This is a genomic window from Streptomyces sp. CB03238 (assembly GCF_002099185.1).
Lineage (GTDB): Bacteria > Actinomycetota > Actinomycetes > Streptomycetales > Streptomycetaceae > Streptomyces.
The window spans coordinates 22,660-45,761 of sequence record NZ_NBCN01000037.1; the positions used below are offsets into that span (position 1 = coordinate 22,660).

At 67.3% G+C, this 23,102-nt stretch carries 26 protein-coding genes; 4 read left to right on the forward strand and 22 right to left on the reverse strand.

Features of this window, described 5'->3' with window-relative positions; translation table 11 throughout:
- The first annotated feature begins 1,639 nt into the window (after positions 1-1,639).
- Both BKD26_RS40705 and BKD26_RS36490 read left to right on the forward strand, forming a co-directional pair.
- Complete coding sequence (locus BKD26_RS40705; RefSeq protein WP_179166840.1) at positions 1,640-1,804, forward strand: hypothetical protein; 165 nt, start codon at positions 1,640-1,642, stop codon at positions 1,802-1,804.
- Positions 1,805-2,465: 661 nt separating this feature from the next.
- Positions 2,466-3,683 carry a phage major capsid protein gene (locus BKD26_RS36490; RefSeq protein WP_143662771.1) on the forward strand — a complete coding sequence of 406 codons (1,218 nt, stop codon included), beginning with the start codon at positions 2,466-2,468 and terminating at the stop codon, positions 3,681-3,683.
- Positions 3,684-5,207: 1,524 nt separating this feature from the next.
- Here BKD26_RS36490 and BKD26_RS36505 read toward each other — a convergent pair.
- From BKD26_RS36505 to BKD26_RS36530, 5 genes are all read right to left on the reverse strand, one after another.
- The gene (locus BKD26_RS36505; protein ID WP_084907201.1) at positions 5,208-6,041 is read right to left on the reverse strand and encodes a helix-turn-helix transcriptional regulator; all 834 of its coding nucleotides are present in this window, start codon (positions 6,039-6,041) and stop codon (positions 5,208-5,210) included.
- Positions 6,031-6,552 (reverse strand): DUF6879 family protein, encoded by a 522-nt coding sequence (locus tag BKD26_RS36510; RefSeq protein WP_084907203.1) that lies wholly within the window; start codon positions 6,550-6,552, stop codon positions 6,031-6,033. The genes BKD26_RS36505 and BKD26_RS36510 overlap by 11 nt, the downstream gene beginning before the upstream one ends.
- Entirely contained in the window at positions 6,536-6,742 is a 207-nt protein-coding gene (locus BKD26_RS36515) for a hypothetical protein (protein WP_084907205.1), read from the reverse strand. Before BKD26_RS36515 ends, BKD26_RS36510 begins: the two co-directional genes overlap by 17 nt.
- Positions 6,743-7,083: 341 nt before the next feature.
- Positions 7,084-7,731 (reverse strand): leucine efflux protein LeuE, encoded by a 648-nt coding sequence (leuE, locus tag BKD26_RS36525; RefSeq protein ID WP_084907207.1) that lies wholly within the window; start codon positions 7,729-7,731, stop codon positions 7,084-7,086.
- Between the two features lie 81 nt (positions 7,732-7,812).
- Positions 7,813-9,393 carry a methylmalonyl-CoA mutase family protein gene (locus BKD26_RS36530; protein ID WP_073753790.1) on the reverse strand — a complete coding sequence of 527 codons (1,581 nt, stop codon included), beginning with the start codon at positions 9,391-9,393 and terminating at the stop codon, positions 7,813-7,815.
- Between the two features lie 182 nt (positions 9,394-9,575).
- Between BKD26_RS36530 and BKD26_RS36535 the strand changes: the two genes are divergently transcribed.
- Positions 9,576-10,421, forward strand: a complete 846-nt coding sequence (locus BKD26_RS36535) for a L,D-transpeptidase family protein (protein WP_241519013.1) — start codon at positions 9,576-9,578, stop codon at positions 10,419-10,421.
- A gap of 215 nt (positions 10,422-10,636) precedes the next feature.
- Here the strand turns inward: BKD26_RS36535 and BKD26_RS40710 are convergent, their stop codons facing one another.
- The 12 genes from BKD26_RS40710 to BKD26_RS36595 all read right to left on the reverse strand — a co-directional run bounded on the left by BKD26_RS40710 (position 10,637) and on the right by BKD26_RS36595 (position 18,983).
- On the reverse strand, positions 10,637-11,728 hold the full coding sequence (locus tag BKD26_RS40710) for a hypothetical protein (RefSeq protein ID WP_179166841.1): 1,092 nt from the start codon (positions 11,726-11,728) through the stop codon (positions 10,637-10,639).
- The gene (locus BKD26_RS36545; RefSeq protein ID WP_084907209.1) at positions 11,728-12,444 is read right to left on the reverse strand and encodes an RNA polymerase sigma factor; all 717 of its coding nucleotides are present in this window, start codon (positions 12,442-12,444) and stop codon (positions 11,728-11,730) included. Before BKD26_RS36545 ends, BKD26_RS40710 begins: the two co-directional genes overlap by 1 nt.
- A 263-nt stretch (positions 12,445-12,707) precedes the next feature.
- The gene (locus tag BKD26_RS36550) at positions 12,708-13,559 is read right to left on the reverse strand and encodes a hypothetical protein (protein ID WP_084907211.1); all 852 of its coding nucleotides are present in this window, start codon (positions 13,557-13,559) and stop codon (positions 12,708-12,710) included.
- Positions 13,556-14,116, reverse strand: a complete 561-nt coding sequence (locus BKD26_RS36555) for an RNA polymerase sigma factor (protein ID WP_084907213.1) — start codon at positions 14,114-14,116, stop codon at positions 13,556-13,558. The genes BKD26_RS36550 and BKD26_RS36555 overlap by 4 nt, the downstream gene beginning before the upstream one ends.
- A gap of 66 nt (positions 14,117-14,182) precedes the next feature.
- Positions 14,183-14,614: a hypothetical protein gene (locus BKD26_RS36560; RefSeq protein WP_084907215.1), complete on the reverse strand. Its 432-nt coding sequence runs from the start codon at positions 14,612-14,614 to the stop codon at positions 14,183-14,185.
- A gap of 149 nt (positions 14,615-14,763) precedes the next feature.
- Complete coding sequence (locus BKD26_RS36565) at positions 14,764-15,414, reverse strand: maleylpyruvate isomerase N-terminal domain-containing protein (RefSeq protein WP_084907217.1); 651 nt, start codon at positions 15,412-15,414, stop codon at positions 14,764-14,766.
- Complete coding sequence (locus BKD26_RS36570) at positions 15,411-15,662, reverse strand: DUF397 domain-containing protein (protein ID WP_084907218.1); 252 nt, start codon at positions 15,660-15,662, stop codon at positions 15,411-15,413. Before BKD26_RS36570 ends, BKD26_RS36565 begins: the two co-directional genes overlap by 4 nt.
- Positions 15,659-16,483, reverse strand: coding sequence for a helix-turn-helix transcriptional regulator (locus BKD26_RS36575; protein ID WP_107418123.1), 825 nt, complete (start codon positions 16,481-16,483; stop codon positions 15,659-15,661). The genes BKD26_RS36570 and BKD26_RS36575 overlap by 4 nt, the downstream gene beginning before the upstream one ends.
- Positions 16,484-16,583: 100 nt before the next feature.
- Positions 16,584-16,865 carry a hypothetical protein gene (locus BKD26_RS36580; RefSeq protein WP_084907222.1) on the reverse strand — a complete coding sequence of 94 codons (282 nt, stop codon included), beginning with the start codon at positions 16,863-16,865 and terminating at the stop codon, positions 16,584-16,586.
- 87 nt (positions 16,866-16,952) lie between these two features.
- Positions 16,953-17,177 carry a hypothetical protein gene (locus BKD26_RS36585; protein ID WP_084907224.1) on the reverse strand — a complete coding sequence of 75 codons (225 nt, stop codon included), beginning with the start codon at positions 17,175-17,177 and terminating at the stop codon, positions 16,953-16,955.
- 96 nt (positions 17,178-17,273) lie between these two features.
- Entirely contained in the window at positions 17,274-18,290 is a 1,017-nt protein-coding gene (locus BKD26_RS36590) for a hypothetical protein (RefSeq protein WP_084907226.1), read from the reverse strand.
- A 159-nt stretch (positions 18,291-18,449) separates the two neighbouring features.
- Positions 18,450-18,983, reverse strand: coding sequence for an SMI1/KNR4 family protein (locus tag BKD26_RS36595; protein WP_084907250.1), 534 nt, complete (start codon positions 18,981-18,983; stop codon positions 18,450-18,452).
- Positions 18,984-19,045: 62 nt separating this feature from the next.
- Here BKD26_RS36595 and BKD26_RS36600 point away from each other — a divergent pair, with 62 nt between their 5' ends.
- Positions 19,046-19,600, forward strand: a complete 555-nt coding sequence (locus BKD26_RS36600; protein WP_241519014.1) for an Imm21 family immunity protein — start codon at positions 19,046-19,048, stop codon at positions 19,598-19,600.
- On the opposite strand, the gene BKD26_RS36605 is transcribed toward BKD26_RS36600, so the two are convergent.
- From BKD26_RS36605 to BKD26_RS36625, 5 genes are all read right to left on the reverse strand, one after another.
- The gene (locus tag BKD26_RS36605; protein WP_084907230.1) at positions 19,582-20,067 is read right to left on the reverse strand and encodes an SUKH-4 family immunity protein; all 486 of its coding nucleotides are present in this window, start codon (positions 20,065-20,067) and stop codon (positions 19,582-19,584) included. The two genes, BKD26_RS36600 and BKD26_RS36605, sit on opposite strands and share 19 nt — an antisense overlap.
- 878 nt (positions 20,068-20,945) lie before the next feature.
- A complete protein-coding gene (locus tag BKD26_RS36615; RefSeq protein ID WP_084907234.1) occupies positions 20,946-21,260 on the reverse strand; it encodes a helix-turn-helix transcriptional regulator in 315 nt (104 codons plus the stop codon).
- Complete coding sequence (locus BKD26_RS36620) at positions 21,257-21,643, reverse strand: type II toxin-antitoxin system RelE/ParE family toxin (protein WP_084907236.1); 387 nt, start codon at positions 21,641-21,643, stop codon at positions 21,257-21,259. The genes BKD26_RS36615 and BKD26_RS36620 overlap by 4 nt, the downstream gene beginning before the upstream one ends.
- 232 nt (positions 21,644-21,875) lie before the next feature.
- The gene (locus BKD26_RS39990) at positions 21,876-22,331 is read right to left on the reverse strand and encodes a hypothetical protein (RefSeq protein WP_143662774.1); all 456 of its coding nucleotides are present in this window, start codon (positions 22,329-22,331) and stop codon (positions 21,876-21,878) included.
- Positions 22,332-22,387: 56 nt separating this feature from the next.
- The gene (locus tag BKD26_RS36625) at positions 22,388-22,816 is read right to left on the reverse strand and encodes a hypothetical protein (protein WP_143662775.1); all 429 of its coding nucleotides are present in this window, start codon (positions 22,814-22,816) and stop codon (positions 22,388-22,390) included.
- Positions 22,817-23,102: the final 286 nt, after the last annotated feature.

Genomic DNA, 23,102 nt, shown 5'->3' on the forward strand with positions numbered 1-23,102 from the left:
TTTCCGGTTACCTTCCTGATCCTGGATCACGGTTACAACACGCATACTGCCCCTGTCTCCTGCGCCGGGTGCTGGTGGTGAAGAACCTTGCATCGTTCCCCCCTGGCGAAGTCAAAGGAAGCCCGCAAACGCTCTCGCTGGCCCGTGTAAACGGCCGTCCTTGAAACCGCCAGGGTGCGGGCGGTAGACATGGGCAGGCAGCCACCGACCGAAGGACACCGATTGATTGGCTTTGGCCCTGGCGCCCCATGGGGGGCGATTTCACAGCTCGACTGCCGAGCTAAAGCCCGCGACCACCGGATACGCCCTCTCGCGTTCCGCCTGTACTTCGCTGCCCTCGGTTGGGGTAATCAGGTCGGGCATGCCGAGTTCGCCGAAGGCGCGCTAGCTTCCATCCTCGGGCCGGAAGACGGCCCGCCGCTGACCAAGCAGGCCGTACAGAAGGGCATCACAGCCGCTAAGGCCATGGCGCTGATAGCGCCTGAGTCCGGGGCTCGTTGTCTTGTCCTCCCCGGACACCACTTCCAGAAGAACGGCCTCGGGTCGGCATCCTGCCGAGTGCACGCCTACCGCACTGCTGCGTAACCCTGCACGGGTTAATGGGTAGGCCGTAGCGGATTACCCATTCTCCTCTGACCTGCGGAAACCTTCGCGTCCTCTCTATCTCCATTAGTCATCCCCTGGCCGATCGAACGGAGGCCAGGAAGCACCAGCACTATGGGCACCCTTCGAAGGGTGCCCTATCTGTATCCCCATAGGGGCGCCCCCTCGAAAGGGCGCCCTCTCTTCTTTCTGGAGTAGCTATTGCCTATGTGTATGTGTAGCCGCTGCAAGCGGCTCTATCCTCTCGGCTCACGGTGTGAGCCTTGCGCCTCGGCGGCAGCGAGGCGGAGGGAACAGAAGAGAAAGCACACGCGCCCTTCCGCCTGGGCGCGTGGATATGACAGCTCTTACGTCAAGGCTCGCGCCGCAATCCTTGCGGCTCAGCCTCTCTGTGCTCTCTGCAATTCACGGCCGGCGACGACCGCCGACCACATAGTTCCGCTGAGTCGAGGCGGAACGAATGACATTGAGAACCTTCGCCCGGCCTGTGGGCCGTGCAACTTCAGCCGAGGCAATAGAACGGCCTAGGCGGCGCGTAGAGCGACCGCCACGGGCCGAGCCTGCTCCGCTATGCCCAATCAGTTCACAGGCTCGCTCAGGCCGTTTCAGCGGCCTAGGAAATAGACGGACCCCGGGAGGGGGAGTCGAAAATCCTGAACCCTCCCTTCCCCAGACCCCCGTCCTTCCCTTCATTCGCATGCCTGAGGACATCGGACAGTGTAGGCAGCGGATTCGGACGTATCAGCACGTCAGAGCGCGTATTCGCGAGCAAAGCCTAGGGACATGCCTGAGGACATTCGCGGGTCGAGTGTCCTCAACCATCGAGAGGAGATCAGTAATGCATCGGTGCCCGTACTGTCGTGCCCGACTCCTGGCCAGGGCCAGGAACGGCAACGTCAAGGCCACCTGTGGGGCGCCTGAGTGCGCGAAGGCTCGGGAGCGGGAGCGGAAGCGCGTCGTGCGCGCCAAGGCCCGTGGTGAGGCGCCTACGCGGCCGGTTGAGCCTGGGCCGTCCTCGGAGGCCGAGGGGGCGTTCGTGGCCCCGTGGGGGCAGGTGTACGCCTCGGGGGCGGAGGCGTGGGCCGACTGCCTGCTGACGGGTGGTCTCGATGGCCTGGGCGTGGTTTCGCCGCGTGAGCAGTACGAGCGACTGCGGATGCTGTCGCCTGTTATGGAATCCGCCGAATATCAGGTCTTCTAATGGTGTAGGAACCCGATAGGGAACCTGTCACATACTCCCGCACGCCGTGAGGCGTTCGGGGCGAGGATGGTCACTCCTCAAAACTAGGTACGGGTCAGAGTATGGCGCGGTTCCCCGGACGCTCCACCGGGGACCGCGCCTTTCTCATGCCTCCGCACCGGTAGGGGCCATACCTCATGAAGGGAACCATGACTGTTGATTTGACTTGTTGGCAGTGCTCCGAAGTCTTTACCCGTGTTCTCGGTCCGGGTGCGCCGCCGAAGTATTGCGGGGAGGGATGCCGTCGAGCCGCTAAGCGGGCGAGGCAGCGAACCGAATATGAGTTTCGCGCCGAGGCGCGAAGGCTCGCCAATGTCTCTCCGCGTTGAGCGTGAAGCCTACCGGCTGGAATCGCCGGGGCCAATCTGTCACGGCTACTTCCTAAACGTCTTCTGGTTCTAAACAAGCAAGCAAATCGAGGAACTGATTTGCCGATGGCAGACCAAGGCCGCTGCTTGCGCTAGCGACATGGCGCGGGCTGAATGACATGACCGCATAGCAGCGCTCCCGGGACTTTCTGGCCGAAGACAACTGAATCAGCACACCACCCAAGCCGCTCGGCATTCGCCGAAGCGGCCTTTTTTATGCCCGGTGACCATCCGGCCCTTATGAGGAGAAGAATTTGAAGCCTGAGCTTCGCAAGATGTTTGATGCTGCCGAGGCCGAGGATCGCGGCCTTAATGTGCGCGAGATCGCAGCCGTAATTAACTCGGTGCCGGTCGAAGAGCGCATGGCGCGTACCGAGATCCTGGCAGCAGTGAACGGCCCGCACGGCGCGAACTCCCCGGAGACCCGCAATGCGATTGCCGAGACTCTGAAGTGCATGGAGATGCGGGCGGCCGACGCCCGCGAGGATCGGGCGATGCTCGACCGTGAGGCCGAGGTGCGTTCTCTGGCCGCGAAGGCAGGTAGCCTGTTTATCCCTAGTGCTCCGAAGGGGGATGACGCCTCCTGGCGTTCCCTCCTGCCGTCGCTTAATGAATATCGCGCTCTCATATCCGAGGGTGTTCCTGGCGATGGCGGTTACACCGTGCCGGACCAGATTTCGAGCAAGTACATTGATGCGCTGAAGGCGAACTCAACGTTCCTTCGGGGACTCCCGTCGAGCAGCATCATTCCGTTCACTTCGGACACCCTGTCTGTTCCGCAGCTGGTCTCCTCTACCGGAGCCGATTACGTCGCCGAGGGTCAGCCCATTCCCGTGGGTCAGATGGTTTGGGGTGAGGTGAAGTTCACCGCTAAGAAGATCGGCGAAATTCAGTGGGCCTCTACCGAGGTGCTGGAAGATTCCGCGCTGGACCTTCGGCGGATCATCGGTGACAACCTCCTGCGTGACGCGTCCCTGAAGTTCGATTCCGACGCGTTCACGGGCTCGGGTACCAACGCGATCAGGGGTGTCGTCTCTCAGGGCGTGACTACGACGCTGGGCACCGGAAAGGTCACTGTCACCTATGACGACCTGGCGGACGCCGTGGCGCGTATTGAGGCCATCAACGGGCGCCCCTCGGTCGTGTGGGCTTCTACGGATATGGCTGCCAGCTTGAGGAAGGAGAAGGCTTCCGGCTCTGGCATTTACCAGGGTGGTCAGCCGACTGATTCCCCCGCTGCCACTGCCTGGGGTCTGCCGATCCTGGTGTCTGCCTTCCTTCCCGCGAAGACCGTTGTGGTTGCCGATGCCTCTCGAATTGTGGTTGGTGTCCGCCGAACCGCTCAGGTGAAGGTCAGTGAGGACGCTCGCTTTGATTCGGATCAGGTGGGCTTCAAACTGACTATGCGCATGGCGGGCGTTTCCCTCGCCGAGCCCGCCTCGGCACAGATCATCAAGGCCGCTGCCAGCTAATCGACTAGCAGCCCAATTCATAGAGCCCCCCAGCCGCCGGCTGGGGGCCTATTTTTGGTTTTCGGTCCTCTGCGTTGGATTACGTTGGAGACAAAGAGAAGCCCCGTCCGAGGCTTAGCGGCGGGCTGGCGCGGAAGCCGTGCGGGTAGGCCGCGCACGGTCAATGACCGGCACTCCTGCCAGGTAGCAGGGGCTCGAAAGGCTCCCATCGGAGTGCTGAGCAAGCCGGTCACGGCTGTCCACGTACACAAGTCTCCTGCACCACCAGCCGGGGCATCGGAGAGAAACGATGTTCCCGCTGTAGTGGTCGCGAAAAACTTGGTGCATGTATCCGAGGTCATCGAGGCATTCCGTGACCACGATGCATCTAGCCATGAACTACTTCTCCCCGTGGAACCCTGCCCCCTGCCTACTCTCGGTTGGCAGTGGGACCGGAGTCGGAACGGTTATCCGGCAGGGGGCAGGAGTGCGGTTCGGTGCGGTCGCACAGCGAGCGGTAGAACTCGATGCGGTCCCGTCCGAAGATGCGCCCCCAGACGAGAACGAGATAGCCCCCGCCCGCGCTTTCAGGGATCGGGCGCAGCGGAGCGAAATGATTCCTGTCGCGGTTGTGGCCCGGCAGGGTGCAGACGGCCCAGCGAGACAACTCGCCCCCGTACGTGCCCCCTTCGCGGGGAAGCCTTCGCGACCACCACATGTGAGCGATGCTCAGCCAAGCCTTTGAGCCGCACTGCCGTTCCGTCATCCGCTCTTACCAAGCCCCTTCTCGGGGCGGCCGTTCGGGGCCGCCGGTAAACCTCTGCCTGAGCCCGTACGGGCTGCTTACGGGTCCGGACGATGCCGACCCCTGCCAGCCACGCGGGAGGGCGGCAGGGGCCGACACAGGGGCGCTGTCGCTCACGGGCGCCCCTTCCGTCATGCCGTGGTCGTTGACCCCTCACGGGGCCGACTGTGTTCCTCGCCGTCCCTCGGCATGCCGGGCGTTTTTCGGGGTTCGTCTCGGACGACGAATGCGAACGATGTACAGATGCGCCGGAACGACCGGTGATTACTTCGGCCCGTGTGGCTCATGCATTCCACATCGACCGCCGCCGCATCCGTGGAGGGCGTCGCTTCCCAGGCGCAGCTAAGGCACTGCGCCTCATAGGTGATATCCGTGTCCGGGTGCTGAATGATCCGGTGCAGGACCAGCCGGTACGCCGTCCGAAGTGAACCCATCACTTCCGCCTCTTGTGGCTGTGGCTCCCCGACTCCGGGTGAGAGGCCAGCTCCACATTCGCATCAGTCACCGCCGAGAAGTCCCCACGGTCACGCGCCTCGGCGCGCTGCTTGTCCAAGGCCGCGCACACCCGGCAACCCGGAGCGGGTACGGGGGGACTGGGAGGAATAGTCAGATGAACGGGCGCCGACATCGTCGTTTGCCTAGCGGTCATTGCCTATGCCTCCCCTGCTCGGGTCCGTAGCAAGCAATGATCCACCGCTACTGCGGCGGATGGGGCGAATATTTGCGTAGTCGGGTATGAATCAGGCGCGGTACCGGCTGGCCCACTCTGCGAGTCGTTCCCTTGCATGCTCCCCGAACAGGGCAAGACCCTCGTACTGGCTGAATTCGTTGAGGTAGGCGGAAACATCGCGGTGATGCCGGAAGACCATTGCTCCGGTGGACGTTTCCACTGTGGCTATCCGTGCGTCATAGATGGTGAAGGTGTTCAACGGGCATACAGGCAAGTGGCCGTCGATAGGGATGACCCCAAGGCGAATATTCGGCAGGAGGCTAATCGATGTTAGGCGGTCGATCTGCATAGCCATGGCTGGCGCGGGCAGAAACGGCCACCTGGCAGCCTGTTCAGTGAGGATGAACGTGAAACGCTTCGACGTGTCGTAAAGAACTGACTGCCGTTCCATTTTCTTCGCAATCGCCTTGCTGTGGTCGCCCGGGACGTGGGCAAGACTTGCCCTGACGTATTCGGGCGTCGCCAGAAGACCGGTCACCATGGACAGCAAAAAGTACCGGAACTCTGTAGATGACTTCTCGAATCCTGCTAGTTCGTTCTGTTTCTTTTCAAGTCCCGTCCGGCGTTGCGACCACACGTCTTGCCACTCGGTGTTTGCTGTGCGGGCAAGGGTCGCCACCTGTGCAACCAGCTTGGGCGGAGCGTCGAGCGCTCTCAGGATCAGCTCTACATCAACAAGGCTTGGCGTGAGCTTCCCACCCTCAATGTTGCTCACCTTTGTCTGAGACATGTTGCAGCGCTGAGCGAGCCAGACCTGAGTGCGTCCGGCTCGCTTACGAAGCGTCTTCAGTGTCTCCGCTAGGTCAGCCTTGGACTGACCCAGCTCATCGGGTTCAAAGGTCAAGGCCCTTCACGTACTCCTCAAAGGGCACCGACTCAACCAAGGCAATGCGCTGGTATTCGACGTAGGGGCTCACGTCCCCCTCGTACACTTCCCGATTGATCTGTGTTCCGTCCGCCTCATAATTCATGAGGACGACTTCCTTTTTGTCGAACATCCAGAAGTCTTGGACGCCAGCCAACGGGTTAGGTCGGTCGGTTACGTCCATGATTCGAATGTCCTCACCGGCCCACGAATGAGGCAGGTAGTACATGAACTCGAAGCGGAGATATTCCGAGAGCGGACGCGTCACAATGTGCACGCGACCCTTGCTCTTTCCCTCCCGGCGTACCCGCTTAAGGTCGTCGGTGTACTCGTTCGAGTAGGCGTGAGGGTCGATATGTTCTCCAGTCAGGAATTCCCGGATCTGTTCCGCTTCCTGCGGGACGTTGTACGCGGGAAGGGTTTCGAGCCGCCATGCCTCGGTCTGGAAGTTCCGAAACTTGGCCTGCCAGGCTTCACCATCCAAGAGCACGAACAGCCTCCCGCAGTACGCTTTCCGGGATCTCCACAAGGCCCTCCCCTTGCGGCGGCTGGAAGGCGTCGGACCGGTCACCCTGAACGACGATGGAGCCGCTCGCGGTCCGGTAGACGTTGGGGCAGTCGTTCTGACTGCATTCCCCGTTGCCATTGCCGGTCAGTCGGGTCAGTTCCTCGCGCGCCATGCTGAACCCCCTTGCGGTGAGCCCCTGTTGGGGCCTGGTGGTTACGACGGTACGAGGACCCGACAGGTCCGTCTATGCGGCAACGCCAATATTTGCGTAGTCGGGTATACCGAGGGTCAGGACGCCTCGGGGCTACGCACGGCCCTCACGGTGAGTGGCTGCCGCTTCCGCCTGCTGGGCGTGCTGACAAGGGCAGAGAACGGGGTGACCTCGGAGGGCTCCTGAGACTCCTTCGGGAGCCTCTTAGGCAGGCCGAGGGCTCCTAGCGCCTCGCGCTGCTCCTGGAGGCTCATGCGAGCGAACAGGGCCGCAGCATCGTCAAGGTGGGACACGCCAGCCCCCTACGCGCTTGCCAGAGACAGCTTGACGGCGAACCCCAGGAAGAGCGCCCCGGCCGCCGAGGTGGCCCCCGCGCTGAGCGCCCTCCGGCGACGGAACGCAGCGGCTAGGCGAGCCCCGCCGAAGATGAGCGCAGACAGGTACAACACGCTTGCCACCTGGGCGAGTACGCCTAGAGTTACGAACCCCAGCGGGTTGGACTCTGACACGAACTGGACGAAGAACGCGATGAAGAACAGGATCGCCTTGGGGTTCAGCAGGCTGATCACGAAGGCCCGCCGGAACGGCCGCTCGGACACGGGCGCCGGGCCGGGCTCGCCCGGTTCCTCCGCCGCCCGCTCGCGACGGGTGCGCCACATGCCCCAGGCCGCGCGCAGCATGCCGAGGGCCAGCCAGGACAGATAGCCGGCGCCCGCGTACTTCACGATCCCGAACAGCAGCGCGTTCGCCTGGAGCAGGGAGGCGACACCGGCCGCCGACAGCGTCATCAGTACCGCGTCACCGCACCACACGCCGGAGGCGGCGACGTACCCGGTCCGTATGCCGCGACGGGCGGCGACGGACAGGACGTACAGCGAGTTGGGGCCCGGCAGCAGAATGATCAGGACGAGGCCCGCGAGGTAGGTCGGCAGATCGGTGACACCCAGCATGAGACGGAGTGTCGCACGGGGGTACGACACTCCGCCTTGGTGTTTCGTCACACGGAACGCGTCAGAACGCGTCGTGACGGGTCAGAACGCGTCCGTCGGGACGTACGTCCCCCACACCTCACGCAGCGCGTTGCACACCTCGCCGACCGTGGCCCGCGCCTTGAGGGCGTCCTTCATCGGGTACAGGACGTTGTCCGTGCCCTCGGCCGCCTTCTTCAGCTCGGCGAGCGCCGCGTCGACCGCCGCCTGGTCGCGCTCGGCGCGCAGCTTGGCGAGGCGCTCGGCCTGCTGGGCCTCGATCGCCGGGTCGACGCGCAGCGGCTCGTAGGGCTCCTCCTCGTCGAGCGTGTAGCGGTTGACGCCGACGACGACGCGCTCGCCGGAGTCGGTCTCCTGGGCGATGCGGTAGGCGGAGCGCTCGATCTCGTTCTTCTGGAAACCGCGCTCGATCGCGTTGACCGCGCCGCCGAGGTCCTCGACCTTCGTCATGAGTTCGAGGGCGGCGGCCTCCACGTCGTCCGTCATCTTCTCGATGACGTAGGACCCGGCGAACGGGTCGACGGTGGCGGTGACGTCCGTCTCGTACGCCAGGACCTGCTGCGTACGCAGCGCCAGGCGGGCGCTCTTGTCGGTGGGCAGCGCGATGGCCTCGTCAAACGAGTTGGTGTGCAGCGACTGCGTACCGCCGAGGACGGCCGCCAGGCCCTGCACGGCGACGCGCACCAGGTTCACCTCGGGCTGCTGGGCCGTCAGTTGCACGCCCGCCGTCTGGGTGTGGAAGCGCAGCATCAGCGACTTGGGGTTCTTCGCGCCGAACTCGTCCCGCATCACGCGCGCCCAGATCCGCCGCGCGGCCCGGAACTTCGCGACCTCCTCCAGGATGGTGGTGCGGGCGACGAAGAAGAAGGAGAGGCGGGGTGCGAAGTCGTCGACGTCCATGCCGGCAGCGACAGCGGTACGGACGTACTCGATGCCGTCCGCGAGGGTGAACGCGATCTCCTGCGCGGGCGACGCGCCGGCCTCCGCCATGTGGTAGCCGGAGATCGAGATCGTGTTCCACTTCGGGATCTCGGCCTTGCAGTACTTGAAGATGTCGGCGATCAGCCGCAGCGACGGCTTCGGCGGGAAGATGTACGTGCCGCGCGCGATGTACTCCTTGAGCACATCGTTCTGGATGGTGCCGGTCAGCTTGTCCGCCGGGACGCCCTGCTCCTCGCCGACGAGTTGGTAGAGGAGGAGCAGGAGAGCGGCGGGGGCGTTGATCGTCATCGACGTGGAGACCTTGTCCAGCGGGATCCCGCCGAACAGCACCCGCATGTCGTCGATCGAGTCGATCGCCACGCCCACCTTGCCGACCTCGCCGTGCGCGATCGGCGCGTCGCTGTCGTGCCCCATCTGGGTCGGCAGGTCGAAGGCGACCGACAGGCCCATCGTGCCGTTGGCGATCAGCTGCTTGTACCGGGCGTTGGACTCGACGGCGGTGCCGAAACCGGCGTACTGCCGCATCGTCCAGGGCCGGCCGGTGTACATGGTCGGGTAGACACCGCGCGTGAAGGGGTACGAGCCCGGCTCGCCCAGTTTCTCGTCCGGGTTCCATCCGCTGAGGGCGTCCGGCCCGTACACCGGCTCAATGGGAAGTCCCGACTCCGACTCGCGCGCCATGTGCTGTGCCCTCCGATAGACCTACTCACTGGTACCGACCCTCGCGACGGACTGTAGCGGCGGGCGTGCGGCCGGTGGAGAGCCGCACGCTGGGACCTTCCTCACAGCATGCGCCGCGGTGCGCAACCAAGCACCCCTGGGAAGCATCCATTAGGTACAGATCATCGATTCGGGGGGCTCCTGTGCACCGTACGTCCGTCATACGCAGAGCAGTACTGGCCGCTGCCGCCGTCGCCCTGGCCGCCACCGGCTGCACCGCCCAGGCCGTGGGGGCGGCCGGGGAGTCGGCCTCGCCGTCGGCCGCGTCGCCTTCGGCCTCTTCCTCGCCGTCGTCCGGCGCGTCCGCCGCCGGCGGCGCCGAGCCGACGGCTTCCGCGCCGGCCTCGACGCCCCCGGACAAGCTGCTGATGGCGGAGGGTACGGAGAACGAGCAGGTACGCGAACTCCAGGCGCGGCTGCGCCAGCTCGGCCACTTCCACCGCAGCCCCACCGCCTTCTACGGCTCGATGACCGCCAAGGCGGTCTCGTCCTTCCAGAAGAAGCAGGCCCTGCCCGCCACCGGCACGGTCGACGGGACGACGTGGGAGAGGCTGACGGCCGCCTCGCGCAAGCCGACCGCCGAGGAGCTGCGGCCGCCGACCACCAACGAGCTGGACAAGCCCGACGAGCGCTGCATGACGGGCCGGGTGCTGTGCATCAGCAAGGAGAGCCGGACCCTCGCCTGGATGATCGACGGCAAGGTCGTCTCGGCGATGGACGTCCGCTTCGGCTCGGAGAACACGCCGACCCGCGAAGGCATCTTCAAGGTCGACCGCAAGGAGCGGGAGTGGGAGTCGACGCTCTACCACACGTCGATGCCGTACTCGATGTTCTTCAGCGGCGGTCAGGCCGTGCACTACTCGTCGGACTTCAAGGCCCGCGGCTACAACGGCGGCTCCCACGGCTGCGTCAACGTCCGGGACATGGACCGGCTCGCTGCCGTCTTCGACCAGGTGAAGGTGGGTGACAAGGTCGTCGTCCACTGGTGAGCAGTGGGGAGAAGAGAGGGCGCGGGCGGGACCGGGGGAACGTGTCCCGCCCGCGCCATGTGCGCTGAGCCGTAGGTACGGGGGGAACCCCGGCTCTTCGCGCTGCCGATGACCAGTCGGCTCACTCAGTACTGCGCCACGGGCCGGAAAAACGTCACACCTCTGCGGAAGAAATTTTAAAACCGCGGGTCAGAGGCGCGAGAGGCCCGGAGGGGTCAGAAGACCAGGCCGGTCTGCCGTACGGAGAGCGCGGGGGCCAGCGGGCTCCAGGAGACGGTCGGGCGCGCCGCGTCGGAGTCGCCGCCCTCTTCGCCGCCGTCGCGGCCCTCGTCCTCGCCGCCGCCGGCGCCGCCGCCCGAGCCGCTGCCGCCGCTGCCGGTGCCGGTGCCGCCGGTGCCATTGCCGCCGCCCGAACCGCCGCTGCTGCCGTTCTGGTGCTGGGCGTCGCCGTCCAGCACCTTGTCGCAGAAGCGCTTGAGGTTGGCCGCGCCCCGCGCGTCCTCCTCCAACAGCTTCTTGCGCTCGGGATCGAGGCGGCCGTCGCGGTAGTCACGGCAGTCCTGCACGGTCTGCGCGAACCAGTTGTCACCCGGGCCGGAACCCGGTCCCGCTCCCTCGCCGTCGCCGGTTGCGCTCCCGGGCCCTCCGCCCGAGCCGTCGTCGCCCCCGACGCCACCGGTCCGCCCATGGTCCGGCCTTCCCGGCACACGGTCCGTGCCCGCGCCGGGCGTCGCCGACCCGGACGGCGGCACGCTCCCGGGCTCGCTCGGCGTCCCGGGCGTGGCGGAACCCGACCCACCGGTGGGGTCACCCGACGCCGACGTACCAGGGGCGGGCGCGGCGGACACCGACGCGGCGGGCAGCGGCTCGCTGTCGCCGCCCAGGACCGGCAGCACGCCCGTACCGGCCGCCACGGCCACGCCGCCGACCGCCAGACCGGCGACCGACGCGGCCAGGCCCCACCGCACGGGCCGCGCCCAGCGCATGCGCCGACGGGGCCCCAGCCGATCGCGTACGGTCCCGAGTTCCGGCACGTCCGAGTGACCCGGCACGCCGGACAACGGTGTCACAGCGGCCCGCGCCCCGGCGGCCTTCTCCGCCCGCGCCTCACGGAAGGCCGCCAGCGCGGCCTCCTCGCCCGGCAGCTCGCCCCTCGCGGGGTCCGCGGCCGCGCGCATCGCGTCCAGCGCCCGCGCCACTCGCCGGGCCTGCTCCCACGCGTGATCGTCGACGGGGCCGACAGGTTCACCCCGCAGCAGTCTCTCCGCCGCGTCCTGGTCGAGCCATTCATCCCGCTCGTCGGCCATCACATGTCCTTCTGCGTGCGCGAGCGCCAATGCGTCACACCGGCACGCGCCCCGGAACCGACACGGCGCTTGGGCTGTGGCGGTACGGCGCCCAGCGCGCCGGACGGGGTTCCGGTCGAGTCGCCCCCCGCGTCGGCGACGGCGCCCGCGTCGGCGCCCGCGTCCGCGTCCGCGTCCAGCAGCTCGGCCAGCCGCTTCAGTCCACGGTGCGCGGCGGTGCGTACGGCACCGGGCCGCTTGCCCAGCGTCTTGGCGGCGCTCTTGGCGTCCAGCCCGACGACGACACGCAGGATGACCGCCTCGGCCTGGTCCTGCGGGAGCTGCGCGATGAGGTTCATGGTGCGGCCGGTGGCCAGGGCTTCCATCGCCTCGCCCGCGGTGTCGGACTCGGCCGGCTTGTCGGTGAGTTCGGTCTCGTCCCCGCCTATCGCGGGGCGCCTGCCCCGCATGCGCAAGTGGTCGAGGGCGCGGTTGCGGGCGATACGGGCCGCCCAGCCCCGGAAGCGGTCGGCGTCCCCGCTGAACCGGTCGAGGTCGCGGGATATCTGGAGCCAGGACTCCGACGCGACGTCCTCCGCGTCGGCGTCACCGACCAGCGTGCGTATGTAGCCGAGCAACCGCGGGTGCACGGCGCGGTACACAGCACGGAAGGCGTCCTCGTCCCCGTCCTGCGCCGCGAGCACTGCGGTGGTCAGCTCCGCGTCGTCCCCCAGCACTCCCACTACCTGTTCGTCATCGCGGCTGGTCACCGCCGTCACTACGCCCGGCGCGCAGGAGCACGCTACGTGGTCATCCGGCGTCACGTCCATGTCTTGTACAACCTGCAACATCACGTTGACGCAGTGCGGTGTGACAGAAACCGCACGGGTGGCGCTGATAGGAGTACGGGGCCGTACAGCGGACCCGTGGACGACGACCGGGGCCTCTCCTGTGGGGGGTGGCGGCCCCGGTCGTCCTCCGCCCCGGACGCGGGTGCAGGTCACGGCTTCCCGCCCTGGCCGTGCGTGGCGCTTTCGCCGCCGCCGCTCTTGTCACTCTTGCCGCCCTTACCGCTCTTGCCACCGTGGTCGTGGCCGCTGCCGTAGCCCTTGGCCGTGCCACTGCCCGTGCCCTTGCCCGTGCCGTTGCCGGACGGGGCCTCCGGCCCCGCCGCCGCCGGATCGGCACCCGGCTTCCGGCCGGCCGTCGTACCGCCCGCCTTCGTACCGCCCGCTCTGGCGCCGGGCTCCGGCCCCGGCTTGCCGTCGGGCTTCTGGCCGGGCTTCCCGTCGGGGCGGCCACCGGCTCCGCCCCCCTCGGCTCCCTTCCCCGAACCGTTGCCCTTGTCATTGCCCTGGCTCTTGCCCTGCTCCTGGCCCCGGTCCTTGTCGGCACCGGGCGTGGGCGTCGAGCGCGTCGGCGGTGCGGTCGGGGGCTGCTGCGTACGCTGCCGCTCCGCGACCGGCGTCGAGGGCACACCACCGTCCGGCGTGGACGCCGTCGAAGGCCCGGGCTTCGGGGCCGCCCCGCCGTCCGCGCCGCCGAACGGCGAGCGGATCGCTCCCGTCTGCGCCGCCACCGCGACGCCGCCCAGCAGCACGGTCGCCGCCAGCCCCATCGCCGCGGCCCGCAGCGAACGCCGTCGGCGCCGCTCCCGGGCCGGCCTCCAGTCGTCGCGCCGCCGGGTCCTGCCCGCCGCGTGCGCACCCTCGTCGCGGGCCGCCCGGAAAGCGGCGACCGCGCGCTCCTCGCCCGCCGGGTCGACCTCACCGCCCCGTACGGCCGCCGCCAGCAGCGCGGCCGGCACCGCGGCGACACCATCCGCTTCACGCGGGTTCCTGTCCCTGCTCATCCCCTAGCTCCGCCCTGCGCCAGTCGCCCGGCGAGTTTCTTCAGTCCTCGGTACGCGGCGGTGCGCACCGCTCCAGGCCGCTTGCCCAGCACCCGCGCCGTCGCCGGGCCGTCCAGGCCCACGACCACACGCAGCAGCACCGCTTCGGCCTGCTCGCGCGGCAGCCCGCGAATCATCGCGAGCGCCTGCTCCGTCGAGAGGCTCTCCAGCGCCGCGGCGGCCGTGTCCTGGCCGCCCGGCAGATCCAGTACGTCTTGTTCGATTAAAGAGGTACGGGGGCTTCGCTTCTGCTTGCGCAGATGGTCGAGCGCCCGGTGGCGGGCGATGGTCGCCGTCCACCCGCGGAAACCCGCGCCGTCGCCCTGGAACCGCCCGAGGTCCCGGGCGATCTCCAGCCACGCCTCGGCGGCCACGTCCTCCGCGTCGTCGCCGACGAGCCCGCGTACGTATCCGAGCAGCCCTGGGTGGACCAGCCGGTACGCCTGCGCGAACGCGTCCTCGTCCCCCTGCTGGGCGCGCTCGACGGCAGCGCCGAGCTCCGTGTCGTACGCCCCCACACTTCCCTCTTCGCGCCGCCCGTCACAGATCCCCCACCCTTCTCTGCGCCCGGGCAGCCGGAAGTGTCACAGCAGCACCTTGCGACCGGCGCGCCCGTGCAACATCAAATAGAAGTGCTGTATCGATTCCTCGGACCCCGCCTCGAACCGGTTCACGACCTTGCCCAGCGGGTTCCAGGCCCGCCCGTCCGGCATCACGATGCCGACCGGCTGCCCGAAGTACTCCCGCTGCCCGGCGTCGAAATCCACCCACTCCGCCCCGGCCCGCCGCACGATGACCTCCCCGGCGTACGCACCGAGCCCGCACAGGAACGGCTCGACCCGCGACCGCTCGGGCTGGTCGCGCCGCAGCCCGTCCACCACCAGGTCGACCAGCCGCAGACTGGCGACGCTGTAGTCGAGCGGCAGCCGGTTCCGTTCGGTCATCCGCGCCACGAACTGCGTCACATAGGCACGGACGTTCCGAGCGCCCGGCAGTGTGCTGAAGTCCCCATCCATGCCAGACCCAGCGACCGGGACCCCGCAACCGTCACGCCAAACGGAATGTGTCGCTTCTCATACGGCGACTTCACCGAACGCGTACAACCATTCGCAGGACTCGCGCGTCTGTCACCGGTTCGCCGAGGAGAAGCGCCGTGGGTCCGGCTTCAGAACTCCCTGTCCGCCGCCACGACCCCGCACCAGCGCCAGCCGTCCGTCAGCCGCTCCCGGCCCCGGATCTCGCCCCGGCCGGTCGCCCACAGGAGGGTGTCCCACGCCGGTGTGTCCGTCGGGGCGTCGGGGAAGAGCCGCAGCAGGACGCGGTGGCACAGCTTCGGCGGCGCGCTCCAGGGCAGGCCGAGCCCTTCGGCGACGTCGTACCCGTGTACGAGGGTCTCGACGACGCCCATCGCGGCGAAGCCCTCCGGGTCGGACACCCCGAACCCGTGGTACGCCCGCACGTGCGGAGGCGTGACCCGCACCATCGCGGCGAGCATGCTCCCGCACGCCTCCAGCACCTGGAGCAGTCCGGCGGGCCCGGCCCTCCGGTCGGCGTACGTGACGTTGGCGGGTCCGCCCGGCCGCCGCGCCTCCCACAGGAACGGCACCTCGTCGTCCAGGGGCGGGCGCTCGGGGCCGAGCTGGGCGGCGTACGCGAACAGGTCGTCCGCCAGGTGCTCGACCGTCTCCCAGCACGTCCACTCCAGGGACCCGGCCTTGGCGTCCCAGTCGGCGTCGCCGTCCGCCAGGCGGAGGGTGCCCACCGCGAGGCGGACGGCGGTCAGGACGTCGTCGGCGTTGACGGGGGCGGTGGTCAACGGGCGGCCACCGTCGCGTAGGTGACGAAGGAGGACCAGGCGGCCGGCGACAGCGCGAGCTGGGGCCCGGAGGGGACCTTGGAGTCGCGGACGTGGATGGTGGAGGGGCAGGTGGCGACCTCGACGCAGTCGTCACCATCGCCGCCGCTGTAGCTGGACTTGCGCCAGGACAGGGCGACTTCGACGCAGCTGTCACCGTCGCCGCTGCTGTAGCTGCTCTTGAACCAAGCCAGTTCGTTGGTGCTCATAGCGCTCCTCGCAGTCGCGATAGCAGGCCCCGGGAGTCCTGGGGAGTGAGGGCCTGCGCTCGCAGTTTCCCATAGCGCATCTGAAGCACGCTGATCTCTTTCGGGTCGACGATGAACAGCCCGGTCCGCTGCCCCTCGCAGTACCCGACCCACTGATTTTCCGGCGTCTCCGCCAACTGCATAGGCCCGCCCAGCCCCGCATGTTGCCCCCGCTGCAACGGCAGAACTTGCACGGAGACATTCCGCAGCTCCATCACGCCCAACACGCGATCGAGAAGCTCCCTCGTCACGTCCAGCCCACCAATCTGATGGTGGAACAGGTGCTCTTCGAGGACGAAGCTGTACGCCGTGTTCGGCCGCTCCCTGAGCAACTGCTGCCGCTCCAGCCGCGCCTCCAACTGTTCTGCCACCTGGTCGTCGCTCAGCGGCGGCAACAGCTCGCAGAACAGCACCCGCGCGTACGCCTCCGTCTGCAACAGCCCAGGAATCACCCGCGGTTCGTACGTGTCCAGGCTGATCGCCGACGCCTCCAGCAGCGCCCACTTCCGGAACCACACCGCCAGCCCCGGCTTCCGGGTCAGGTGCCGTGACGCCTTCCGGAGCGCGCCGAAGGCCTCGAGCTTCTCCTCGGCCCGCTCGACGAACTCATGCGTGGGGAAACGCCGGCCCTGCTCCACGGAGGCGAGGTAATGGACCGAGTACCCCAACTCCGTCGCCAGTTCCTCCTGCGTGTACCGCGCGTTCTCCCGGAACGCCTGGAGTACGGCGCCGAAGGTCCTGAGGCTCTCGGAGCGTTCGGGCTCGATGATGCTTTCTGTCATGCCGGTGACCCCCGGGTCGTTCATGGTCCACCCCGCGTCGGGTCACCCATGCTCACAGGGGATCACGCATACCGTCCACCCACCGTACCCGTACAGTTACTCACTGTACGGGCTCGGCCCAGGCGGCGTACGCGAGCACCGTCTCGCCGCCCGCCAGGTCGAGGCGGGCGCGCGGCCCGTAGTGGATGCGGTACGCGAGGCCCTCGATCTCCACCAGGCCGCACTGCGTACCGCCGTCCCTGGGCTCCTGGAACCCCGGGCTCTCGACCACGTCCCACCCGGCCTCGCGGGCCAGGTACACCCACTCCTGGTAGGCCTCTTCGTTCCCGCCGACGTCCGGATCGGTGTCGCCGACCCGGATCAGGATCTGCACGGGATCCACTCGCCGACCCCTCGCCATCGCCGACCTCCCGCCGTGCCGGGCCTGTACCGCAACCGCCTGTGACGACGAGTCCCCCCGACGGCCGGGTCAGAACACACCGAACACACCGAGATCCTCCGCCGCCCAAAGGGCCGCCGCGCCGAACCCCAGGTAGCACACCCCGAGGCCGCACATGACGTACGCCGCCGACCGGGCGGAGCGCCGGAAGAGCAAGACCACACCGGCGAGACAGAGAACCCCGCCGGCGAGGCGCATGAACTGCAGGAAGAGCCAGAGGAGGGCAACAATCCCGTACGACACGATCAAGCCCACACTTAACTCCGCTCACGAAAGCAACCTTTGTGAGCCGAGTCAACAGCAACTCTGGGGCGGCGTAATGGACGCCGCCCCAGAATGTGCGCCTGACGACTACGCGGGCTGCTCCTCGAAGGCGAAGCCGTCCTCGGGGAGCTCGCCCTCGCCGACGCCTTCCCCGGCCATCATGGCGCCGGCCAAGCCGCCCATGATCTCCTCCAGGTTCAGCTCCGTGGCACCGGCCGGGGCCGTGGGCGTCTGGCCCTTGCTCATCCGCAGCACCACGCCGAGCTTCTTGACCTTGGCGTCCTCGGCCAGCTTGGCGAGGTCGATGTTCACCTCGGTCAGCTCGCCGTTCTTCAGCGTGAAGTCGGCCGTGACCTTGGCGTTCGGGGCGTCCTTGAGGTCCTTGTCCGTCGGCAGCTCCATGCCCGGCGGCAGGTCCTTCGCGAACGGGCGGATCTCGCCGAACAGCTCGGTGATCAGCGTGCGGAACGGGGCCGTGGCGGTGATGTGCTCGGTGCCGTCCTCGCCACCGGCGGTCTTGAAGTCGACCTCGCGGGCGACGACCTCGCGCACGGCCTCCACAAGCTTCTTCTGCGTCTTGGCGTCGAGAGTGGGCTCCGGCGAGGGCTTGGCGCCGGGCGCCTGCCCCACCTCCTCGCCGGCCTTCTCCAGCTCCTTGGTGTTGAACTTGACCCACTCGCCCTCGATCACCTTCTTGAAGGGCTCGGCCTCCGGGGGCAGGTCGTCGGTGGGCGGCAGGGGCTTGTCCACCACCTTGGCGATGGCTTCCATGTCTGCGCGGACGTACGTGTAGTCCCCGACGACCCGGTACTCGACGAGGTCGCCGTCCGCGTTGCTGAACTTCATGGCCATGCCGACGAAGTCCTTCTCGCCGGACTCGTCGAGCGGCTTCTTCGACTGCACGGTGACACTGATCTTCGCGCCGCTGAGCAACTCGGCGGCCTCGTCGGGCATCTCCTCGCCGGGCTCCGGGTCCGACGCGGCGTCCAGCGCCTTGAGCGTCTTGGCGTCGGTGTCCAGGTCGAGCTCGAAGGAGAGCGACTTCTCCTTGCCGAGCCTCTCGAAGGCCTGGTCGAGCTTCTTCCCGGCAGACAGCTGCTCCACCGTGCCGCAGGCGGCCGAACCCGCCAGGACGGCGCCGACGACTGCGGTTGCGGTCAGGGTCTTGCGTATGGCGGTGATGATGGTCTCCTCGTCAGTGCGATCACGGCGTGATCACTCAGGAGACTCACAACTCCCCCAAAGGGTTGCCCTGCCGCCGCCTCACTCGTCGTCGAACCACGGCTTGCCCGCAGCCCAGTGCGCGACCCACCCGGCGAAGCCCGCCCCGAACGGTATGGCGCCCTCACCACAGATGTTCCAGATGCGCCCGCGCTGCGGACCGGTGACCACGAGGTGCCAGTACATGCCGCACCCGTCCGTACCGAGCACGATCGAACCGTGGTCGAAGACCTGGCCGAGGATCGGCTCGATCTCCTCCTCCGGCCTCGGGTCGTCCTCCCACAACCACTCCTCGGTCAACGGAAAGGGCCGGCTCAGATCCCGCTCCGGCCGGCCGTCTCCCCAGTCGTTCGGCAGCTCGGCCAGCCCCACCAACCCGTAATCCGGCGGCCCGGCATACGAGCCGTCGGTTATCTCGGCGACGAACGTCCGGTACGGCTCCGGCACCACGATGCCGTGCTCCGCCTCGAAGGCCCGCACGGCGTCCCAGCCCAGCGCCGATTCACCGCCGTCGTCCACGTCGAAGGCGGCACGAAGCGCGGCAAGGTCAGCGGGGTCGGGGTGTTCAGTGTCCATGCGGCCCATGGATACCACCCGGCAGACAGGGGCTTGTCAGTGGCCGAGTGCACACTGACGCCATGAAGCGCACCTGGGTGGAGTCAATGGGCGGGCCCCTCGCCGTCGTTCCCGTTTCCGCGCTGGCCGGATGGGACGGCTGCACCGAAGGCGGGATGATCATCGGCGACACCGATACCCCGGACGACTACGACCGGGCGTGCGCGGTCGAGGACCTGGCCGAGGCGATCGCGATCAGAGGCGGAGAGGCCGAGGCCCTGATCCTGGGGGACGAGCCGGCCACCACCTGCTACCTCCCGGAGCACCGGGCCTTCCTGCGATGGCTGGCCGCCTCCTCCGAAGCCGAGCTGACCGCCGCGGCCGAGCGCGTCCTCACGAGCCCCTCGACCGCCTGGGAGGACTGCGGCACCTGGACGACGGACGGCCCGGCGGTACTCATGGACTCGGTGAGCGCCGGGGCTGACCTGGACGTCCCGTACCCGGGCGGCGGACTGCCGGAACAAGCCCCCGTCCCGCTGCCCGCCGGCACCTGGAGGGTCCGCGCCGTCCACACCAAGGCCGACGAGCACACATGGGTCGGCCTGGTCCAGCTCCTGAGCTACGACGATCCCTCGTAGTAGTCCCCGATCGCGACGTCGTGTGCGAAGGACGTCCAGAACCCCTCCGGGGCCTCGATACACGCCAGGTCCACCGACCGCAGGACCTCCCGGGCCTGCTGCCCCGCAGCCCATTTCACCTGGGTGTCGTCGGACGACGAGTAAAACGGGAACTCGGCGTCGACCCACCGCACACATGCGACGAAAGCGGACAGGCTCGTATTCGCGAAGACGGGCTCGGGGTCCCTGTCCGTCCCGAACAGAACCTCGCCCGTACCGACATCCAGAAAGAAATCGAAGTCGTCATCGAACGAGCCGATCCTGAGGATCTCGTCCCCGATTTCCGTCGAAAACACTTCTGACGGCTCCCGGTCGGCCTCGAACAGGATCGTCGACTCCGGCAATCCGTGGTCCAGCAGAAACCGCCTGGCCGGGACGTCGGACACGACACCCGCCCGATCCGCGCGCCATCGAACGATGTCGTTCATTGTTCTCCTCGGTCCAGAAAGGTCGGGGCCGACAAAACCAGTGAGACGCCGGCCCCGGCTGTCCCCCGCGCTAGGCCGCTTCCCAGCGGGCGTTCGCGGGCCAGGACCCCGTGCCGACTCCCGCCCCCACCTCTGACGACACAGGCACAGACCAGCCGTCGACGTAACCGGGAAGCACCCTTGCGTCACTACCGAGGGATTACGGACGAGCCAGTCCGATCAGCTATAACATCAAGTCATTCTCGATAGGTGTCAATCCGGATCCCCGACGAAATTTCCACCCGTAAAGAATATTCTGCCATGCTGGAACTTCACCGTGAGTGATGCGCCCTCCGGGAGCATCACACGAAGCGTGTTGGCGCACGTCCCACAGACTCCACTGGGGTGCCTGATCATCGGTCGCCCTTCACTCGCTTGGAAGCGCCGCATCAGTGCAGCTGCCTGGGCCTCCACGTGCGTTTCATAACCGGCCTCGACCCCCGGCGGCGGCCGGTACCCCGGATAAGGCTTGCTCGACACGTTCCATGGCCCTTAATCCAAAGGAAGCCGCCCGTGAAACGCGTACCCGTCGAACCCCCGGGGTTCGAGGAACGCGCGGCGTTCTCTGAAGTCCCGGCTGCGCTCTTTCGTCTGCGGTGGGGCAGTTGGCGTTGTGAACAAGGACCGGCGCAGCCCCCGCCAGCACGTAGTACGCCTGGAGGACAGGGGCCCGTCACCTGCAACTTCGCTGGCGAGGCTGAAGTTGACAGCAAATCGACGTTCGTGCTTGTTCGCTGGAATTCGTGGTTGTTGCCGTCACTACTGCCGTCAGCAGTGACGGCCTCCGGGGAATTCCGGAAATGGGGAAATTCCGCGGGGCACCGGTTGTGGCGGGTCGATCAGGCCGCTTGGTGGTGCGGCGTGAGTTCGATGGTCAGCTCGGCGTCGAGGGCGCGTGCCAGGCGTCGCAGCAGCGGGATGGTGGGGACGGTGCCGCCGCCTTCGATCCGGGAGATCTGGGGCTGCTTCATTCCGCAGCGTTCGGCGAGTTCGGTCTGGGACAGGCCCAGGGCGGTACGCCGGTCGTAGACCAGCTGGCCGAGGTCATGGGCCAGTTCGGCCTCCTCGTACAGGCGGTCGTACTCGGTGTTCTCCTCCACCGTTTCACCGAGGAGCTTGCGGTGGCGGCGGGTCTTCCACTCGGCATGGTTCACGGCAGTTCCTCCTTGATCGGACGGCTGTAGACATCGTGTTCGGCGGCCGGCGCGTGGCTGGCCTCGCATGCGGCCTGGGCGGCTCGGGCGCGGTCCACCTCCACCGTTTCGCGCATCTTCGTCTTACGGAAGACGGTCAGCAGTACGACACGACGGTTCGGGGCGAGCCAGTAGGTGATGCGCTGGGCGTTGTCGCCGAGGTCGAATCGCAACTCACGGAGCTTGCCGCCGAGATGGCGACTGTAGGGCTCGCCGAGGGTGGTCGCGTTCTCGGCGAGGCGGTCGACCTTCTGCTCGACTATCACGTAATGGTGGGCGGGGAGGTTCTCCAGCCAGAGGCGGACCTCGGGCTCGATCTCGATGGTGTACCGCTCACCGGTCATGGCTTCGATGGTATATGGCTCAGGTGATATATGCGAGGGGATTCGCGCGACTCCTGAGGATGCCGCGCGGGGTTGAGGGGACCGTGGGTCGGGGTCCCCGCCCGGTGTGGGGCCGGTCGTGTTCCGGGGCCATACGCTCGCCCGGCGAACGGGGTCAGGGTTCCCCTGGCCTTGTGGTGGCCCCACGGCCCCCGGAATGCGGCCGGCGCAGGACCCGTACCGGGTGGGTGGCTCAAGGTGCCCTCAGTTTGACCTTCATCGACTCCACAAAGAGGTTGGGGCGCCCTGCATAAACATCACTGATCCTTTGCTCAACGTGTTCAGCTTCCCACACCGCACTTCGTTCCAGCCCAACACACTCTTCAGGCGTCGCCTGCCGCACCTTGCCGACGGCCTCAGCGATCTCACAGTCCTCAGGGTTCAGAAGGTTCTGCCGGAAGAAATTCGGAATTTCCGGCAGTGTGGCGGGATCAATTCGGCGCAGGACTGACCCCCACCGACCTCGCGAGTACGCCTTGTTATGCACCGCGACAATAAACAAAGGGTCGCCTTCTGGAAGATCAGAAACAACCTGCCCGTCAGGAAAGAACGCAATGTAAGGGCGCACTCCGAGCATCAATGCATAAGCCGACCGCCCCTCACCGACGGAAACCTGAAGTACTACCCCAGGAGAAAACCGGACCGACATTCCCTTCTCCCTTCCACCGCGTTTCCCAGTCACGTCAAAGCAGCACCGATCAACACTCAGCGGCTCCCTACATCTTTCCTGGCCGGGGTGCACCGGCTCCGCCCGGGCACGACCAAGGCGACCGTGGGCAGGTGATCGTCCCCCGCCCGCAGCGTCCATGCGCTGAAGCCGTCGTCCGGGAAGACGAGCTCCGCTTCACGGTCGATCACGCGCAATCCGTGTTCACGCACACACTCCCGGACCTCCCCGCGGGGACGTCCGAGCAGCGCGATGCCGGCATGGGACGCGTTGACCGGGCCGGTCAGCACGGCACGGACCACCCGCTCGTTCGTGTCGTAGCCGAGCACCACGCCGGAGGAGAAGAAGTTGTCCTGGAATGCGGCACCGGACTCAGGAACTACACCGGCGCCGGGGTGGTGATGAAGGCACCCGCCGCCAGGCGCTTTGGCCCAGCTGCGGACCAGCTCATAGGGCAACGTCAGCATTCGGACACGCCACGCCCCCCGCTTCGCGCCGGGAACTCGTCAGACAGTGGCCGCCACCCACACCGTCACGTCGTGCGCAATGTCGGCAACCTGGTTCTCCGACTCCACTCGATGCTCACGCCCTGCGGGGCATGAGTATTCGACTTCGTAGCTCCCCTCATCAAGCCTCGCGCGAATCTTCCGAGAAATTGTTGTACTTCTCACCACTCTCCATCTCCAGCGTGCAATAGAGGGCTGACGGCTGAGGAGCGGGTTCGGCGTGAGCGGGTCCGGTTGGCGGCTGCTG

Coding starts and splice junctions, on each gene's coding strand:
- BKD26_RS36550 (WP_084907211.1), bottom strand. CDS start 13,559: ATGAGCAGGGACAGGAACCCGCGTGAAGCGGATGGTGTCGCCGCGGTG.
- BKD26_RS36575 (WP_107418123.1), bottom strand. CDS start 16,483: ATGACAGAAAGCATCATCGAGCCCGAACGCTCCGAGAGCCTCAGGACC.
- BKD26_RS36605 (WP_084907230.1), bottom strand. CDS start 20,067: ATGAACGACATCGTTCGATGGCGCGCGGATCGGGCGGGTGTCGTGTCC.
- BKD26_RS36530 (WP_073753790.1), bottom strand. CDS start 9,393: ATGGCGCGCGAGTCGGAGTCGGGACTTCCCATTGAGCCGGTGTACGGG.
- BKD26_RS36560 (WP_084907215.1), bottom strand. CDS start 14,614: ATGGATGGGGACTTCAGCACACTGCCGGGCGCTCGGAACGTCCGTGCC.
- BKD26_RS40710 (WP_179166841.1), bottom strand. CDS start 11,728: ATGGCCGACGAGCGGGATGAATGGCTCGACCAGGACGCGGCGGAGAGA.
- leuE (WP_084907207.1), bottom strand. CDS start 7,731: ATGCTGGGTGTCACCGATCTGCCGACCTACCTCGCGGGCCTCGTCCTG.
- BKD26_RS36625 (WP_143662775.1), bottom strand. CDS start 22,816: ATGCTGACGTTGCCCTATGAGCTGGTCCGCAGCTGGGCCAAAGCGCCT.
- BKD26_RS36595 (WP_084907250.1), bottom strand. CDS start 18,983: ATGGACACTGAACACCCCGACCCCGCTGACCTTGCCGCGCTTCGTGCC.
- BKD26_RS36620 (WP_084907236.1), bottom strand. CDS start 21,643: ATGACCGGTGAGCGGTACACCATCGAGATCGAGCCCGAGGTCCGCCTC.
- BKD26_RS39990 (WP_143662774.1), bottom strand. CDS start 22,331: ATGTCGGTCCGGTTTTCTCCTGGGGTAGTACTTCAGGTTTCCGTCGGT.
- BKD26_RS36570 (WP_084907218.1), bottom strand. CDS start 15,662: ATGAGCACCAACGAACTGGCTTGGTTCAAGAGCAGCTACAGCAGCGGC.
- BKD26_RS36600 (WP_241519014.1), top strand. CDS start 19,046: ATGAAGCGCACCTGGGTGGAGTCAATGGGCGGGCCCCTCGCCGTCGTT.
- BKD26_RS36515 (WP_084907205.1), bottom strand. CDS start 6,742: ATGGCGCGCGAGGAACTGACCCGACTGACCGGCAATGGCAACGGGGAA.